We start from the raw sequence: 18,382 nt of genomic DNA, 5'->3' as shown, positions 1-18,382 counted from the left end.
CCGGACGCTCCTGGGTATAAATAAAAAAAACGCCGCCAAGCAGCAGGAATAGAAGGAGGATGGCAAGCATGCCGACCCTCTTCTTTTTTTTATCTGTCATGAGAGTACCTTCCTTTCATTTTTTTGATAGAAGCAATTAAAGTATGTAATCTTCATAGCTTAAACTCCATACCGCCATTTTGCTCCTGTTCCTTTTGATGTGCTTCCAGCATTTCCTGGGTCGGATAAAGGAGCTTTCCCTCCTGCATCTCAAATACGCAGAAGTCATTCCGGTCGCAGATCATAATTCTATGCTGGTAATCCATCTGCATTTCTATAAATTCCTGCATTTCCTTTTGGCTGCAAAGCCATACGCCGGAGGTGTAGCGACCATCTGGCAGAAAACAATAGCCGCTGTACTGCGGTTGATGGCTTTTTAAATCCAGCGCTCCTGCCGGGCGTATCTGACTAAGCTGGAGCCTGGCATGGTCTGTGATAATTTCTGGCTTTGCAATGCCCATGATATCGCTGCGGTTCCAGCGTGCTTGCTCCCCGTTTTCCAGTGACACGGCAAAAACCGCCCGTCCGCTGGGATTGGGCTTGCTGCCGAAGCCTCCGGTACAAAAATACAGCTGTTTCTCCGCACTTCTATCATTTTCAGGCAGAGAGGATGCGCAAAGAATGACAACCTTGCCGGCAATAGAAAAGTCATATCCAATCTGCCGGCAATCCAGAGGGGTAAAAAGCATATTTTCTTCCATAACTTAGTCCTCCTTCCGCTGCTTAAGAAGCTCAGTCAATTCACCGATCAGTCCAAGACGTGTGCCGTCCGGCATTTGCTTAATGGCTGCACGGACGAAGGCTTCCACCGCTTCCGGGGACTGGTCTCCCACCTCGATGAGCTCCACCTTTTGAATACTGACCGCACCCTGGCGGACATTCATCTTTACGATATCGCCATAGTCCAATCCAGACGCGGAGCGCATCTCCTTTGGAATCAGTACACGGCCCTTGCAGTCAATAATTCGGTATGTTTTTTTTGAATTCATAAATAGTATCCCTCCTTCCTCATTACCTCCCGAATAGTATCGGGGTGAATTCCAAGTTCCTGAAAAAGCCCAGCTAGTTCCTCCGGCAAACGGTTCAAAATATCCGAGGCTAAAATAACAATAGCACCATCGCCGCAGATGATTTCCAAATCACTGTCTGCAGAAATCCCCGCCCCCTCCAACACCTCTCCTGGAAGATTAAGACCATCCTCATCCTCTGGTTCATCCTTCTCTTCCAGCGTATCCTCCTCCGGCAGAGCGCACAGTGGTATGGCAACTTCAATCCCTGCCTGCGTAAGTAAAAGAAGTGAAGCTGCTTCATCTCCCCTGGATGCAAGCACCACTTCAACCTGTTCACCAGGGGTAAGTCCGGCAGGAATCACAGGAATAGTTAGAAGCCCGTGGTGGTCGACTGCCGCTTTTGTTTTCATAATTTTCAAAATAAGTTCCTCCTTTATATTTTTTTCCGGTTAAGACTCATTGAAAAATAGTTCAGAATCAAAAAGATTCATTTGTAATGGCCTATCTCTCAGCCGTTCTCCGGTGTCATAGTTGGAGATGAATACCTCCGCGTATTCACTTCCGTTGTCATAGCGCTGTGCCAGATTGTTAAGACGGCTGACTGCTTCAATGTGAAAGCCCTGGTACAGTTCCCGGATAAATTCGCAGTCATTGTAACTGACCAAAAACTTACCCTTACAGACTGACAGCGTATCCCGCAAGCGATAGTGATCTTCCTTTCTAAACTCTACCGCATAATGTCCTTCTGTCTGATAGTAGGGAGGGTCACAGTAAATAAAGGCATTCTCCCGGTCGTACTGCCGGATGAGATCTTCAAAGTCCTTGTTTTCAATGACTGTGTCCCTTAAACGAATGTTGGCCTGCCAGAGCAGATGGAAGGTCTTTCGGATATCGAAAGGCTGACATCCGAAGCTGGTACAGCCGCTTCCGTAGCTGTAGCGAATGAGCTTAAAAAAGGCAGCTGCACGCTTAACGTCATTCATTACCGCTTGCTCCGTTAGAATCTGCTGTATGTCCTCATAATCAGGTGGAGGTAGGTGACGCTCAGCAAGATCCAGCTCCTTTGAAAGATACTCGCTGGTGAATTCCTTCTTTGAGAGATACCTGCGCAATACACTAAATTCATCCCGGCTGTTCAGCGGCAAAAAGTTCAGCTCCCGAACCAGGTCAAGAGTCTGCTCCTTTGCACACTTAAACAAATTTGCCAGGTCAGAGTTGAAATCGTTATACACCTCCATGGCAGTATCCATGGGACGCCCAAACAGCACCCATCCACCACCGCCGAAAACCTCAATGTAACGTTCGAACTCTTTGGGCATTCGCTGATAAATCAACTCTCGCAACGCCTTCTTTCCGCCCACCCAGCTGATAATGCTGTTCATTTATTCACCTACCTTTGCTGCGACGGTTGATTGCATCAACATCCGTTTTCATACAGGTTCCATCCGGACTCCAGCAAATGAAACCGACTTGGGGGTATGGGCAGCCATCACAGCGTGAGAGATCCTGTGGCAGTGAGACACCATAGCGTTTGGGTAAACTGGTTGCTCCCGTACCTTTTCTTTCTGTTGGTTTTGTATTTTGATTCATGCTTTGCACTCCTTTCGCTGAAAATAAAAAAGGCACCATCTTTTTTTCAAAGACAGCGCCTATTTATAATTATTTTGTTATTAGGTTGTTAAAAAAAGAGCGTCTCTCAGTTTCCATTGAAACAAAGAGACGCAATTAAATTATTATGAGTATATAGACTGGCAAATATAAACCGCATACCGTACACTTTTTTTCAAGCTTCATTTCTACGCCAGTAAAATCCAGCTATATATACTAGAAAATTAATTACCATCATTATATTGCAACTTCAATACTATTTGGTTATGTGCTTTTAGACGTTCTTTAAAATCTTTTCTTTGAATATTGCAATCTAATTTTTTTAATTCCTTATCAATTATTGAGTCGTCTTCTTTCTCTATAAATTCTTTTCGTAAATCATCGAATATTGAAAGATCATATTCGTCAAATGGAGATCTTTCAAGATTAAAATAAATATCATCTTTTATGTATTGCAATCTCTGACTTGGCATTAAATTTATGATATCCGGCTGTATGTGCCAATAGTCACATTGCATCATACTACCTTCAATTTTATTTAAAATATTTATAAGTTTATCAGTCATTTTATTCCATTCATTTTTTAATACATGATATAATTTTTTATCAAAAATCCAATAAAGTTCTGTTGAGTCACCATATGGTACTACAGTAAATAATAATATGCTTTTATTATTACTGATTCCCAAGAAGTGATGATTTAACATTGCAACAGGAATTTGAATCCCAATGTGCTTATACAATATGCACAATTTATCACAGGTAATTTCTACTGTATCTTTTTCCTTAACACTGTTAGAATAATTATTGAGTAACTCATTTTCAATTACACTTTTATATTCGCATAATATATAATGTTCCTCATTTTGTTTATTGATTTTTTTGGAAATTAGTTCTTCTAATTTACTTTCCATTACATTCTCTGATAACATTTCTTCTTTACTTTGTAGTTTAGATTCAATATCTTTCTTAACAATATTGATTATTTCTGTATAATAATTATTATCTTTAAAAAATTGATAACCTAATTCATTTTGAACTTTGTCAAATTTTGTTTTATATACAGAAAAACAAATACTCCTATATACTTGATATAGTATATCTTTTTCAGTTTCTTTAATTGATGAATTATCCAATGCATCAAATATTTTATCGTGGTCACAACAAAATCCTTTAAAAGATGATGCTTCAATTATACCCGATTCTGTATAAATAAAGGTTTTTCCATTATCCAATTTTATATCCCTATTAGATTTAAAGCATCCTAATTTCCCTTTTTTTGCAATAAATTGCAAGGATATTTTCTGAGATATTGCGTGTGAATTAATCGCATTTTTATTACAATTATAATACATACATCTATGGTTATTGTTTTTTTTAGAAAAAAAATCTGCTCTTTTTCTTTCTATAAGATTATCAAGTTCTAATTCGTCTTGCTTATTAATGGAAAACTCTTCCATCAGTTCTTCCTCCAATTTAAATCTTAAGTTCTAATAATATCAAACTTATACATCATATATTATTTCCATGACATATGTAACATTTCTTGTTCTTTATTGGTTATTGTATATGTCGCATAATCAAATTTATTGACTGAAAAATTTAAATCATAAAAATGAAAAAGAATTAATCTTAAAAATTCCGTACAAGAAACTAAACCTCTTATAGGTATCCTACAACATTGATTGTTTGATAATGTCATATGTGATATAGCATGTTTACATTCCACATGCTCATCAACATCATAGTCAATTCTTAACACCGTCGGAATTCCAACATTATCTCTGAACCAATCAGAATAATAAACATCGTCTCCTTCGTCAAATTGATCGATTAATTTCTTATCCCAAATTTTATTATGTTTTTTTATAAACAACAGCCTTTGCTTACAAATTTTATTATTTTTAACCATATATTCAATCTGAATTATACTCTTATCGTATAATAGAAAGGAATATTGATTATTAATCAATAATCCATCTATTAACTCATCAATTGAAATATCTTTATCATAGATAATACTGCTTGTATCATTCTTTGTAGACCATGTAATAGCATAATCATTATGTCCTTTGCATGTTACTGATTCGCCTATAGCTTCTTTTACAATGCCTATCTTTAATAGCTCTTCTTTAGTAACTCTAATATCGCTAATAATCTCTTTAACTATTCTTGGAGTACTCAATATTCTTCCTCCTCGCTAAGTGATCTAAGTAATTCTTCTTTAGTTGATATGCCCAATAATTCCATTATCAAGCGAGCATCCGTAATATTCTCTTCATTTCTCAATTTTTTAATCATATTTCTAGTGTTACCTATTGTTTTCATAATACTATCATCAAGATCCTTATTATTTAGAATCAACTCATTTTGCTCTTCTTTTGTAGGATATTTATCAAATTTAAGTTTATATTCATTACTCCTAATCTCATTAAATTCTTCGCATAATGTTCTCATTTCATCTCCATATCCTAATACTCTCACCCAGCCTTTGCTTCTCGTAATAGCGGTAAACAATGCATTTCTGTCACTTCTAGGCGTCAAAGAATTAATACATTTTTGAGCATTTACAATATATACCATGAATGTTTCATTACCCTTTGCTCTGAAAATACTGGTATATACTATTGAATTCTTTCTAAAAAAATCTTCAGGACTCGTAGTTCCTGCTGAATGTATCATGAACTCATCCTCATAATCATCATCTGCATATAATAAATTCATCAAAATATCCCTATTTTGAGAACTCTCAATGCCATCCATATCGATTATCATAATATCACTTGGTAATAAGTGCTCTTCTTTAATATCTCTCTTTAACATCTCTAGTAAGGAGAGTCTTAAGTCTATAAAATTATTATAACTAAGAAAGTCTATAATTTCATTTGAATCAACTTTTAAGAGGACTGGACTAGTTTCTTCAGTCCTATACAATAACGCGGATTTACCTTCTTGAATAGGCTCGTCACTACTATAACCAATTGCATTCCATACATCAGCTGATCCAGGAATTTGCAACAACCCTTCGTTTTTCCTATATAACCCCATCCCTATAGCATGAGCCGTAACTATAGCAGGCCCTTGATTTCGATAGCATACTGTTAATGGAGTATCTTTGGAGATATCCTGTCCAAATATTTCTATAGGTGTTGGCATAGTTTCTTCATTTAATTTTTGTAATTCATCATATGCATATACTAATCTCTGCTCATCTCCTAATATCTTTAGGCACAACGACATAAAATTTTTATCAAAATCTTGGGCCTCGTCAATAAGAATACAATCATACATTTTGCTAAAAATACTAATCTCCTTTAGAGCCATTTCACATACTTTAGAAAAAGCCCTATTTTTACCATATTTATTTTTTGCTTCAGTAAAATTCCATGGGCTAACCCCATGCTTTAAGCATATATCATAATATACACCAATAGCATTAGATGAACCCCATGCTTGCATTACTCTAATTTTAGTTCTATCATAATCAGAGCCATCATTTTTAGCAGCATAAAATTTTGAGATAAGATTAACAAGTTGATTTTTTAATGATCGTGTAGAATATGTTACAACTATTGTCCATTCTTTATGTGCCATATGCAATTCTACAGCTTTTCTAGCCAAAACAATAGTCTTTCCACTACCAGCCATACCTCTTATTCTTTGGATTCCTCTTGTGTCAGCTAAAATTGCCTCCATTTGCCTACCATCATACTTCTCGATTAATGAATTCATTTGATTGATATAAAAAGCTTTTGTTCCATTTTCTGCATCACTTCGTTCTATTCTATTATTAATCCCATATGCCTCTTGAATTCCAGAAAGTATATTGTTATATTTAGTATCGCTAAATACAGAATCTTCTTTGTACTCATCAATAATATCAATAATATTTTTTACAGAAAATCCTATAAGATTATCTTCTTGTATTTTTATTTTTTCAACTGAATAAGTGATAGTATAAAATTTAAAAATTAATTCCCTTTTTTTTACTAAAAAGGGTTGTTTTTCAAATTTAGCTTTCACTTTCATATATATTTCATCTTGAATTTGGCAATAGTCAGTTACAGCATCTAATAAAATATTAAATATAAAGATTCCAATTCTAGTTACTAGTGCTAAATCAACACAAATTCTCCTATTAGCTATCTCATCAATATAAATAGGGTATCCTAAATAAGCTTCACCTTCGATGTCTACATATTTTAAATCAAATTCATTAATAATCTGATCAACGATACTTTCTTTATCACCATCTTCAATTGATCCAATACGATGCAACATATTTTAGACTCCTTTATTAATTTTCCTTTTAATTAAAGTATAGTATAAAACCATATGAAAATATTTATAATTTGTATACTTTGTTTTATTTTATAACAAATTAATGATGACTCTATCGACAATGGATCCCATAGGTACTTCACCTTGTTTGGTATAAAAAATTCTATAAGCTTTTTATGATAATCTTAATTTATCTCTTACATGATCATAATTGGCTTTTATTCCAAGTTTACTTAAAAATAAATCAACAAAATTTATGCTATTATCCACTGCCCATTTCGCACAACCACAACCCAATACTTTATCAGGGAAAAAAGGATTACCCGAATTCATAAATATTTTTGAAACTTCAAATTTTCCAATTAACTTTTTCTCCATCTTATTCTGTACTACTTTTTCATGACAATTATTTGATTTTCCCATAGACCATTCTGGTTCATAATGCATTAAAGCATTTCGTAGCTGTATAAGTATTTTTACATTCTGAAACGGCGATTCACATTCATTAATTATTGGTTTTCCCAGTAAGGTCAATGCTATCTGATATTTTTCTAATATAGAATAAGATGCTGTCCGAGGTATATCTAAATTCCACATATTAGCTAACAGTCGTATCTCATCTTTAGATAGTCCTTTAATATTCTCCGGATTATCTACCGTATCGCAAAAGATCTCATTAATATTAGCTTCTAGAAAACATACACATGAAAAAATCGAATTAGTAACATAAGCTTTATATTCTGTAATTAACTCTTGATTAAACTTACCAATATATTCATTTTCTAATTTACTACTTAACCTGCAAAAAAGCGCTGCTGACTGAATATGTTGAATTGAAAAATATGTACGCATTTTAATCTCACATGTTTCTTGTATTTTAAGTTCAATTTTTTCATTAAAACCATTCATATAGCTATTTCTCCTTTATACGTTAGTATTTAGAGTGCCGCACTACTGATTACATCAAATTACTATAATTTTTAGTATCATCATTACCTTGTTCGTCTCAATACATTTCTAATAAACATTTTAATGAAGTACATACCATGACCTGCAAAAACCTTTTATAAATAATTTCAGTGAAATTCATCAATAAGAAATCGGTTTTATTAGTAATAAGTTCAATTATAATTAATAAAATTCCAATCTCAAGTATTTCCATAACTACTATACTTATGCCTTGTGTACAAAATACTCTCAACAATATTTCATAAATTATATACGTACCTACATTTTTTAACTTGAGTACCTTATTTTTATTTTATGACAAATTGTAAAATAATTCAATCAAAATATGGTAGTTTATTATAAATTACCATATTTGCATAACCGCAATAATGCTCTCTTATCATCTACAATTAGGGCAAAAAGTTACATTTTAAAAACTGAAAATGTAACTTTTTTTGCTTAGTTTACCAAGTGGTTCGTCCCTATAATACATAATTTAATTCACAAACTTTCATACCTGTGAACTAACGTTTATGTTCTTATTCCTTATCTTTCTAATTCCTTTGCAATTCGATATGTTCCTAAACCTTGTAAGTATAGGTCAAATATCTTTTGGACAATCTCTGCTTCTTCGGGAACTATAATTACCGTTAACATCTTTTGTGTATCCCATAAACTTCATGTAGTTTACCTGTACAATGCTTTGCTCAAACTTTCTAGCAATACCCCAGCGATTATTTTCACTTAGGATTTGGCTTTCTTCTAGCTCGTGGCTGCTCAATATGGTAATCAACAGTTTATCGGCGCTGTCCATAATATCAATGTTTTCTTTTTCAAAAACAATACGAATTTGCCGTTCTTTAAGCTCACGAATAATCCTTAGAAAATCCACGGTATTTCTTGCAAACATACTGATGGACTTAGTAAGTATCATATCAATTTTACTATCGTAGCAATCTTCAATCATATGATTGAAGCTATCTCGCTGCTTAGTACTGGTTGCCGGTTTACCTTGATCAGCATAAATACCTGCCAAACTCCACTTTGGATTGGCTACAATCTTTTCTGAATAATAGTTCACCTGAGCTTCATAGCTATTTTCCTATTGCTCAAACCGTGTACTGACTCTGCAATAGGCAGCTACCTTGAGTTGCTTTTGTTCCACTCATATATGTTTGTCATGATTTTCTGTTGGTGGAATAATTTTGATTTCTTTTTGATCTGTCATCTAAATATACCTCCTTCAATATGTATCCTCTATTGTAATTGAAAATTCTTAAAGGAGGCAATATAGATTGTAATTAAGAAGCATAACCTAAAGTAATGCTCCTCCCATCAATGGAATATTTGGAGTTAGGCACTACCCGCGTCTTCCGATGGTGCATGACAAATATATCAGGAAGTAATACAACCTATTCTACAGAAAATAAACCAAGAAAATATCTCAGTCTTCTCTCGTTAAATTGGAGTATAATTCAACTGCAATTACTTGGTTAATAACAAAACCATTCAGGATATTTGTCAGCCAATTATCATCGCAAATCCATCTAAACAAAATGGGCTGTCGAATATACGCTTCCTGCATCGCCTCTCGATCAGGCGACACAATACGTTCAAACCACAAAACTTCACGCCCATATTGATCTAGCCAAATGTAGGGATTTCCTTGCTTTGGATGGCATGCAAAAATTTTGCGCCAGATCGCTGCTGGTGCCACTTGACAGTTTCCAAAGAACAATTTTAGACCTCCACCAACTCGATTGAATAGACTAACTCCACCGTTGCCAAAAGTTGACCTACAAGTTTCATCTATTGAGCCTTCACAAGCAAGTAGACCAAAGTTTCCAATACACCAATCAAATTCTTGTCTCCGACTCTTGGTAAATGAGAAATCAATTTTAGAGGACTCAATATATATAGTTCCCCCTTTATGACCCCACGGATACCATAGGCTTGCAGCAAGCAATACTTTGCCTTCCGATATGTGTGCATGTGCAATATCATGTAGTTGTTCGTTGGATAACCCATTTTCTTTTTCTGTATTATATGCGGTCTGTACATCAGGAAACCATTCTTTATCAAAATTAACGATTGGCATTTCCGTTAATAGGAACGGATCCTCCACTGGAAGTAATCGGGATTTTTTGCGTATCAAAGGAATAGATGTCCATTCTCCTGCTTTGTCTTTACCATAAAGAATCTCGCCCGGTTGCATGTTGACGATAGGGATTTTATTATCACCAGTTTCGCCATAGCGATCTTCCAAATACATTTCCAACGGCGCTATTTGGGAAATATATCTACGAATTGAGTCAATGGAGGCGCTATTTTCACAATCTTCGACCAACGAAAAAAATCGTTCATAGTAGCTGTCATCTACCACCATCCCGACTGTTGAAGGTGTGTGATTTATAGCTGGAGCATTGTAAGAAATCACTTCTGGATTTATCCCCTCTGAATTCAGATGAAGTAGGATGCTGTGTAAATAATACTTTCTGGATAGCTCTGTACAAGCATCGTACATATTCTGCAATATACTGCGTAAACTATCCGCGCAAATCCCATCAGATGCCCATCTTGCAATAATAATTAACAGACATTCTTCTTGATTTTGGGTAAATGTATCCCATACCCCAGCAATAATATCCATAACATACGGAAACTGTTTGCCTAACAGGCTGATAGCGTATATTGCAGATTCCATCTTTCTGGCATTCTGAGTATCTATCTGTTCTAACATAATATAAAGTGCCAGTTCTTGGATAGACTTTGGTGTAGAGAATAGCGATACAGACTTTTTCTGATCTATGGTAACTTCAATATGATTATTTCCTGTAACCCATAATTCCTGAGTTTGAAGTTCTGCTTCGAGTAGTGTTTGCATTTCGGCTATGTCCTCTTTGCGATTTAACTTGAAAAGCAGTTGCATATTACGTGAAGAAATCTGGTAATCGTAGTCTGATAATTGAGTTCTAATACAGCATGCCAGTGCCCAGAATGCTTCACTGCCCATTGCGGAAATAAGTGAGCTAATTACAGAATCATACCTATCATATGTCCAATCCTTGCTCTTAAGGTAATGGCAAACAACGTCCAGAAAACTTTTGAAGTTTCCACTACAATCTGTTTCACTCGACAGTATTTTTTTCAATACTATACAATAATGATCCACAGGATTTGTTGATGCTTTCAATGTTGAAAGTAGTTCTAATGATTCCTCTATTGAAATATCGGCATATTGAACTTGTATAGCACCGATATCCTTGGCACACCGACTAGAATAATCATCTAAATCAGATTTCCAATCAGATCTTTCCGAAAGGTGTCCAATGATTACTAACCATTGCGGCGTTAATGACTTTACTTTTAAAGCAAAATCACTATTTAATTCTGTTGCTTTCTCTTGGCACGCATCATAAATGCATTTGGCTCCACTACGACCCTGCTGTGTATACCACGAATGAATTCCGCAGCTTAATATCCAAATCACTTCTAAATCAGTTTCATTGACCGCATTATGGATGAACTCAAAAAGAGAATGGTATATCTGGTCAGGATTCATGGCAAATTCATCATCCCAATTGCGCAATTCCCAATAATCTATTATGCCACATGTTGCAGCGGCTTTCGTAATGTTGTTGCTAATTTCATAAGCTGCATGATTGCTTGTTAATTCAGCTATTCTGGATTGTTTATACAGATTTGTCCCAAGGTCTTTCCATCTGCTAGGATCAACTTCGGTAATAAAATTAAAACAATCTAGCGGTGCATGCATTGCATACTCTTTGTCACCCACGTAACCAACAACATCCCATTTGAGCTGCATTGTGAACTTAAGCATCATTTCCGGTTCAACAAGTTCACCATATGGACGAAAGCGAGCATGCATATCGGCTCTATTTTCTTCCAAACTTATGTTACAGCAGTTTTCTCCATATAGCTCATGAATATACTCACTGATAATGTCAAGACGTTTAAACTGTTGGAGATAGTCCAGGATATAAGTCTTATAATACATCCCTAGGTGGTCAATGTCGAATAAGCTCACGTGTAGCGCAGCAACGAACCATTCTTCATTGTTAAATGTTTTACCTGCAGAACTATTAAGCAAAGTATAAAGTAGAAATCTGCGAGCCTTTGAATAATCTAGTGAACGCCACAAACGTGCAGATAAAAGCCATTCTACACAACCATCAAATGCACTGGAGTTTGGTGCACTATCCCAGTAGTATTTACCTAGCAGACATGCTACCCTAATAAGAAAAGCCGCTTGGCTTTTCTCTGTTTTATTACCCTCAAGCTCCAAGTAATATTTCGCTGAATGTTCAATCAAGATGTCGTCATCAATTTCTTTTTCGATACATCCAAGCAGAAATGCCCTTAACACAAGTGTAAAGCAGGATTCATCATATATTCGTTTAACAGTGACTTCCGCATTAACTACCAATTGATCAGGTAGATATAGTTGATCACACGTTGTTTTCATGGCAATCGCAAGGGGCTGCCATGCTGACTTTTCCTTATTATCGCTTACTCGAGTTAACACCGGTTCAAATATATGTGCAGCGCCTACAAAATAAATTTCTTCTAATTTGTCAGCGAAGATGCTTTGCGCCACGTAGCCTGATTGTATAGCATGTATGGCAAGCTTAAACTTTTTGTTTTTGATGCAATTATTGAAATATTGTTCACCAAAAGCGGTTACAGCATAACGATTAATATCAGAGTCGATTTCACTCATTAGTGGAACAGTAATGTTTAACTCGGCAGCGACTGCTCCCCAATGTTGAATGAAAAAACCTACTTCAGTAGACCTTAGTTCCCAGGGTTTATCTTCTGCAACTTTATCTGCACAAAGAGGTACAAATGACATGGGGGAATAACCTCCAAACCATTTTTTATACAGTGTAATTGCCCGCGAACAATGGTTTGGATTGCAGGAAGAATAAAGTTTTCTGCACAGAGTTAGCACATTTTTAAATTCACCTAGATTCTGGGGTGTAATTGGTAACGTTCGTATTTCAGAAATATCAATTGAACTTGCTTCAGGGAAATCATCGCTTATATAGTCCCTGTCAAAATATTGAAAACACCGCTTATGTTGATATAACGTTTTAATTGCCAGATATGTATTTTGATATCCCTTCATATCTTGATTGATACATGCAGCGTCATATGAAAGGTGAACGAATTCGTCTAATCTCTGTAATGACACACCTTCAGCTAAGGAATTAATAACGAAATTTGGAGTAAAGTATTTCGGAATAAGATGTTCTTTGTTGGCACATTTCAGTAAATAAATACCCAAGGTACATGCTAGAGTACCTTCCTCTCTTTGAAGGAGGTACTCTCCAAGTGTCAATGCAATTTCTTCGTAACGCGCTTGATATGGTCTAATTATTCCCATAAGGAATACCCGGAAGTCATTATGAAAAAGTGCATACTCTCCTTCATTCTTTGTTGGTACAACAAGCGGATATAGTCGGCTCAATATCATCTCCCAATCACTCTCACTCATTCCATACGTGAGAGCTTTTGCAAGAATTTTAGTATTTACACGACCATTCATCAAAAGTATGGGGCAAGCAACAATGCTCTCAGGACATACGGATATATGAACAATCGCCGAAAGTTCTCGCTTCATATAAGTCCAAATATGATTGTAATATTGTTGAGCATCTGCACTTATTCCGCTTTCTTGAAGTTTTGTGACTGCTTCATCTAAAGTGCATAATGCCTTTACTTCTTCAACTGCAAAAACTGCTGAAAGATTATTGCCTTCCGTTTTGTTATAAATAAAATCCGCAAGGCCATCGGCATCGCTTTCAAATTGATTGGCTTGTGCCAGAATCAACTGTTTTATATCGGCAACGCTAAGTTTTGGCATGCTGATATGTTCAACATAATCCTTGTTCGACAGCCATAAAGGATATTGGTCTTGATAAATAGTAATTGGTTGCCCGACAATTACAAAACAAACACCATCAGGTACTTCATTTGGTAACGGCAATGTGGTTAGAAATGAAAGTGGAGCATTGGCACGTGCTGCATGATCAATTCCGTCAATGCAAACAAATATCCGTTTTTCTAATCCAGCAGTATCTTGAGCAGCAATGCCCAACAAACGGATAACGTGATTTCGCATCATTTCAGCGGTTACCAACTTATTGCTAATTGGAACATTGTATTCAGCCAATTTACCTTTAAATCTCTTTCGGAGCTGAATTAATAGTGTACCCCACAGATTATCAGCTGTGCACATACCGGGATCCGCATTATAGAAATGCTGCTCTGGGGAAATGGGTTTAAATGTGTGATAGCGAAGCCAAAACAAATTGGTCTTTGATTGCAGATAACTGATCGTACTTGTCTTTCCTGATCCCGGATCCCCAGAAAGAAAAACAATCTTGTGTTCCGTTGAATGGATCTGAGTTTGTAATTGCTCACAAAACACTTGCCTGCTTTCAAAAAAAGGGTATGGAGGTGCTAGTCTGTGTTGACTTTCATCAATGTCTTCCTCAAGACCCAGTACCGAGTACACATCCTCTAAAGTAACACGCTCGTTACTCCGTTCAGTCGTTGTCCATTCGGTAAGACCTAAAAGCAGTTTACTAAACAATTCCAAAGCGATACCTTCGTTGCAGGAAAACACTTGTGCCAACAAGGCAATTAATGATTTCTTCATTAAGGCTAAGCTCATCTGATTTGCGTTGATTGAAAACTCTTTCAAAAATAACATTAACTCTTTGGAATCCACATTTGGTAGAACACTACATAATTCATTCCATTGGAAAAGTAGTGTTGAGTCATCAATTATGACATTCTCGTAGTCCGTTACATTTCTAATTACAGTCTGCATTTTCAATAAAAACTTATCAACAGGATAAGCACTATAGGTTTCGCCATTAAGGCTACGGCCGGCGTGTCTATTTAAAATCTTACGATTCGTAAAGAGAATTGGTTTAATTGCAGAATCAGTAGTGGTTCTGGATTCTTTCCATCCTTGAAACATTGCTTCGAACAGGCATTTCTTATCGTTCTTAGATTCTAACATTTTTCCGAATGTTAGATTATTTGGTGTAGAAGTATCAATTTCGTGTTTTACCTGATAACACAATTGCTTTTTGCCATCAATAAATTCTACTACTACATCATCGATAGTGTTATAAGATCCATGCTGAAAGATAACGCAAGAAATCCCGAAATCTGGATTTAGCATTTTTATTACATTTTCTAATCCTACATACCATTCATACCAATAAGGGTCTCCAATTCCGGGAGTAGACATATGTTCAACCTCCTTTTCGCTTTACAATATTATTACAAATTACATTTATATATTTTTCCACTATTGCTATACTTTCTATTTTAAATTATACCATAAAATTTACCAAATTCTAATAAATAACTTAAATTGATTTATATATTATCCTTAAAATTATATTAACGGTTTACATATTCATTTGTTCATGGAAACAAATCGACTGTATTCACTATTTCAGCCTTGATTTCAAAAACATTCAATCCAAATAATTTTCAAAAGCAAGTAATTTAGAGTATCACGGAAAGGGGGCCTACTGCTCACACTCGGCTCCGTAAAACTCAGCAATATTCATTATTTCACTGCTGAAATAAACTTTTAAAAAAGTACTTGATATGTTTTTGATGCTTTTTTTTATAAAAAATAGGCAGTGAGTTTTTCAATTGCTCACTGCCTATTATCTCTAGTTCAACTTAGATTAAAGGCAAAAAAGGTACATTTTCCAAACTGAAAATACGCCTTTTTTGTCCTTGATTTATCAAGTGTCCCGTCCCTATAAGTTATAATTTAAGCCGCAAGCTTTCATGCCTGCGGCTTATTGTTTAAGTGGAGATAGTGGGATTCGAACCCATGACCTCTTGAATGCCATTCAAGCGCTCTCCCAGCTGAGCTATACCCCCATATGGTCGAAAACCCTTTATTTATCTGGGTTTCCAGCATTTTACTTCTTTAATTCTACTTCTTCTTTGAGGGGTCGCACACCCGACATCTCGCGCTCCCAGCTGAGCTATACCCCCATATGGTCGAAAACCCTTTATTTATCTGGGTTTCCAGCATTTTACTTCTTTAATTCTACTTCTTCTTTGAGGGGTCGCACACCCGACATCTCGCGCTCCCAGCTGAGCTATACCCCCATGTTCGATATTATAGCAAAGCATTAAAAAAATTGCAACAACATATTGCATTTATTTTTTAAAATGTTATAATAATTCAAGAACATTTGAATATAGTTGTCTTCAGGGCAGGGTGAAATTCCCGACCGGCGGTAAAGTCCGCGAGCGCAAATTGCGCAGAATTGGTTTGATTCCAATACCGACAGTATAGTCTGGATGAAAGAAGATGTGTTAAATAGTGATAATACACCTGTCTATTTTTAACACCTGAAAGGCATACTTTCAGGTGTTACTTATTTTTCAGGAGGCTTTACCATGAATATGACACAGCAAACAAGTAAACTCACCCTCATGGCCATGCTTTGTGCGCTGGCCTTTGTAGCCGTTGTGGCGATCCGGATCCCTCTGATCCCCATACTGCCTTTCCTGGAGTATGAGCCCAAGGATGTTATTATCCTTACCGGCGGCTTCCTATTCGGGCCAATGTCAGCAGCACTGATCTCCGTCATCGTGTCTTTCGTGGAGATGTTTACCATCAGCAGCACCGGAATCATCGGACTGATCATGAACGTTCTTTCTACGGTGGCATTTGTCTGCCCGGCGGCTTACCTCTATAAGAAACGCCATTCCCTTTTGGGTGCATTCTTTGGCATGGTGGCAGGTACCTTACTCATGACCCTGGTCATGGTTTTGTGGAACTACCTTATCACCCCAATTTATATGGGATATCCAAGGGAAGCCGTGGTAAAGCTTCTGCTCCCTGCATTCGTCCCCTTTAACCTTTTAAAGGGAGGAATCAACACGGCCCTGACGCTTCTAATCTATAAGCCATTAGTCACCACGTTGAGAAAATCCAATCTCATGATTCCGGCTTCAACGGATGCACCAAAAAAACGGACTTTCAATCTTGGCATGACCCTTGCTGCAGGAATCATCTTAATAACCTGTATTCTGGCTGTCCTGGTTATGAAGGGAATTATCTAAGTCAATGGGATATTCGCAATCCGCTTCGCTATTTGCCCACAGCGTGCCCCGCTTCACCGGGCATAACCTCATAGCTGCTATCGCTGCTTGTCAAAGGAGCTTGCATCCCTTCTGACTTAGCATAACTCGCTTTATCGGGCACAAGTAAGTCTCTCCCACCACTTATGCCTTTACATTGAAGTGGGGACTTACTTGATAAGGTTAAAACATAAAAAAGAAAGAAGGATCCCCGTAAGGCACGCCTTCAATAAAAAATCATAAAGCGCACGGCATAGTCAGTTCTGGCTATGCCGTTTTGCTGTTTGTTTCGTTCATCCCCAGTGGTTCAATCACACTGACACAGTTGTAATGGATTTCCACCTGCTGTACCTATTTGCCGCTGCTCTTGCCGGGAGCATGGAAAATGATTTTTTCCAAAATGAAAAATATCCAGTTTATGGTAAGATGTGGTATAATTGGGTTAGAAAAATGAAGCAGGGAAAGGCGGGAAAAATTTAATGTATACTTCAAAATGTGAGGTGAAGAGATCTTGACAAGCAAAAAAATCACAGTACAATTTACGATACTGACATTTGCCATAGCCTATCTTGTGTCAGGCACTTTGATTGTTCTTGGACAATTCGGATATACGGTGCACAATTGGGTCCACTCGTTACTGCAATTCGGGATGAATATTCCTTTTGCAATCTATATTTTGTCGCCCGCTATTGCTTCCTATATCGTTCTGAAGAAAAATAACAAAATAGCAGATTTTAAGGAATGGTTGAAAACTGTTTTTTACGCCAAAAATAACATATCTATCTATTTGTTCGTTGTTGCTGGGCTTGCACTGTATTTTTTGATACATATTGCAGTTTCAGGCCGCGTGGAAATGGTGCTTCCATTTTATACGTTCTTTCTCTCCCTTCCCGGTAATCTTATTATCGGTGGTATGGAGGAATCTGGCTGGATGTATATATTACAGCCTGAGTTAGACAAAAAATATGGCTTTGTTTTATCTGCTCTTATTGTTGGAATCATTTGGACTTTATGGCATATCCCTCTCTTCTTTATTCCGGGGACGAATCACGGAGAGGGACTCATTAACTTTTGGATGTTTGCAGTTCAACTCATGGCGTTTCGGTTTTTCAACGGGGCAATCTACAAAATATCAGGAAAAGGCCGTGTGTTTATGTGCGTATTATTCCACACCATGTTCAATGCGGCATCTCCCATCTTTGGCACCACGACTATGACTTGGGCGGGAACAATTGCCGCAAATTCTATGATCGTTCTTGTTTCAATTGTAACCGTTGTGATATACGGCAAAAGGGGCAGGCGAATCGTATAAGCATTTAGGGTACCCTTTTGGAAACCCC

The 18,382-nt window shown here is 36.6% G+C and carries 13 protein-coding genes, 1 tRNA gene and 1 riboswitch; of the genes, 2 read left to right on the top strand and 12 right to left on the bottom strand.

All coding sequences use genetic code 11. The annotated features are described in order from the left end of the window. Positions 1-152: 152 nt before the first annotated feature. From RT269_RS11495 to RT269_RS11445, 12 genes are all read right to left on the bottom strand, one after another. Positions 153-740 (bottom strand): hypothetical protein, encoded by a 588-nt coding sequence (locus RT269_RS11495; protein ID WP_313182741.1) that lies wholly within the window; start codon positions 738-740, stop codon positions 153-155. Between the two features lie 3 nt (positions 741-743). Further along, positions 744-1,028, bottom strand: coding sequence for an AbrB family transcriptional regulator (locus RT269_RS11490; RefSeq protein WP_312501481.1), 285 nt, complete (start codon positions 1,026-1,028; stop codon positions 744-746). Continuing rightward, the gene (locus RT269_RS11485; RefSeq protein WP_331664144.1) at positions 1,025-1,468 is read right to left on the bottom strand and encodes a hypothetical protein; all 444 of its coding nucleotides are present in this window, start codon (positions 1,466-1,468) and stop codon (positions 1,025-1,027) included. The genes RT269_RS11490 and RT269_RS11485 overlap by 4 nt, the downstream gene beginning before the upstream one ends. 30 nt (positions 1,469-1,498) lie before the next feature. Then, the gene (locus RT269_RS11480; RefSeq protein ID WP_313182740.1) at positions 1,499-2,431 is read right to left on the bottom strand and encodes a DNA adenine methylase; all 933 of its coding nucleotides are present in this window, start codon (positions 2,429-2,431) and stop codon (positions 1,499-1,501) included. Positions 2,432-2,881: 450 nt separating this feature from the next. Next, positions 2,882-4,117 carry a hypothetical protein gene (locus RT269_RS11475; RefSeq protein WP_313182738.1) on the bottom strand — a complete coding sequence of 412 codons (1,236 nt, stop codon included), beginning with the start codon at positions 4,115-4,117 and terminating at the stop codon, positions 2,882-2,884. A 59-nt stretch (positions 4,118-4,176) separates the two neighbouring features. Beyond that, the gene (locus tag RT269_RS11470) at positions 4,177-4,842 is read right to left on the bottom strand and encodes a DUF2290 domain-containing protein (RefSeq protein ID WP_313182737.1); all 666 of its coding nucleotides are present in this window, start codon (positions 4,840-4,842) and stop codon (positions 4,177-4,179) included. Further along, the gene (locus RT269_RS11465) at positions 4,839-6,938 is read right to left on the bottom strand and encodes a DEAD/DEAH box helicase (RefSeq protein WP_313182735.1); all 2,100 of its coding nucleotides are present in this window, start codon (positions 6,936-6,938) and stop codon (positions 4,839-4,841) included. Before RT269_RS11465 ends, RT269_RS11470 begins: the two co-directional genes overlap by 4 nt. A gap of 174 nt (positions 6,939-7,112) precedes the next feature. Further along, complete coding sequence (locus tag RT269_RS11460; protein WP_313182734.1) at positions 7,113-7,847, bottom strand: hypothetical protein; 735 nt, start codon at positions 7,845-7,847, stop codon at positions 7,113-7,115. 585 nt (positions 7,848-8,432) lie between these two features. Then, on the bottom strand, positions 8,433-8,495 hold the full coding sequence (locus RT269_RS30220; protein WP_334308548.1) for a hypothetical protein: 63 nt from the start codon (positions 8,493-8,495) through the stop codon (positions 8,433-8,435). Beyond that, positions 8,488-8,967 (bottom strand): recombinase family protein, encoded by a 480-nt coding sequence (locus RT269_RS11455; protein ID WP_313182732.1) that lies wholly within the window; start codon positions 8,965-8,967, stop codon positions 8,488-8,490. Before RT269_RS11455 ends, RT269_RS30220 begins: the two co-directional genes overlap by 8 nt. Before the next feature lie 363 nt (positions 8,968-9,330). Continuing rightward, on the bottom strand, positions 9,331-15,174 hold the full coding sequence (locus RT269_RS11450; RefSeq protein WP_313182730.1) for an ATP-binding protein: 5,844 nt from the start codon (positions 15,172-15,174) through the stop codon (positions 9,331-9,333). Between the two features lie 580 nt (positions 15,175-15,754). Continuing rightward, positions 15,755-15,827: transfer RNA gene (locus RT269_RS11445), tRNA-Ala, on the bottom strand. A gap of 328 nt (positions 15,828-16,155) precedes the next feature. Beyond that, positions 16,156-16,272, top strand: a riboswitch (FMN riboswitch). Between the two features lie 83 nt (positions 16,273-16,355). On the opposite strand from RT269_RS11445, the gene RT269_RS11440 reads away from it, so the two are divergent. Together RT269_RS11440 and RT269_RS11435 are read left to right on the top strand one after the other, a co-directional pair. Beyond that, positions 16,356-17,024, top strand: a complete 669-nt coding sequence (locus tag RT269_RS11440; RefSeq protein ID WP_313182728.1) for an ECF transporter S component — start codon at positions 16,356-16,358, stop codon at positions 17,022-17,024. A gap of 529 nt (positions 17,025-17,553) precedes the next feature. Beyond that, positions 17,554-18,354, top strand: a complete 801-nt coding sequence (locus tag RT269_RS11435; RefSeq protein WP_313182726.1) for a CPBP family intramembrane glutamic endopeptidase — start codon at positions 17,554-17,556, stop codon at positions 18,352-18,354. Positions 18,355-18,382: the final 28 nt, after the last annotated feature.

This window comes from Lacrimispora sp. (genome assembly GCF_032078915.1).
GTDB lineage: Bacteria > Bacillota > Clostridia > Lachnospirales > Lachnospiraceae > Lacrimispora.
Note: the sequence above shows the minus strand (reverse complement) of the source record. Positions and strands in the feature narration are given on the sequence as shown.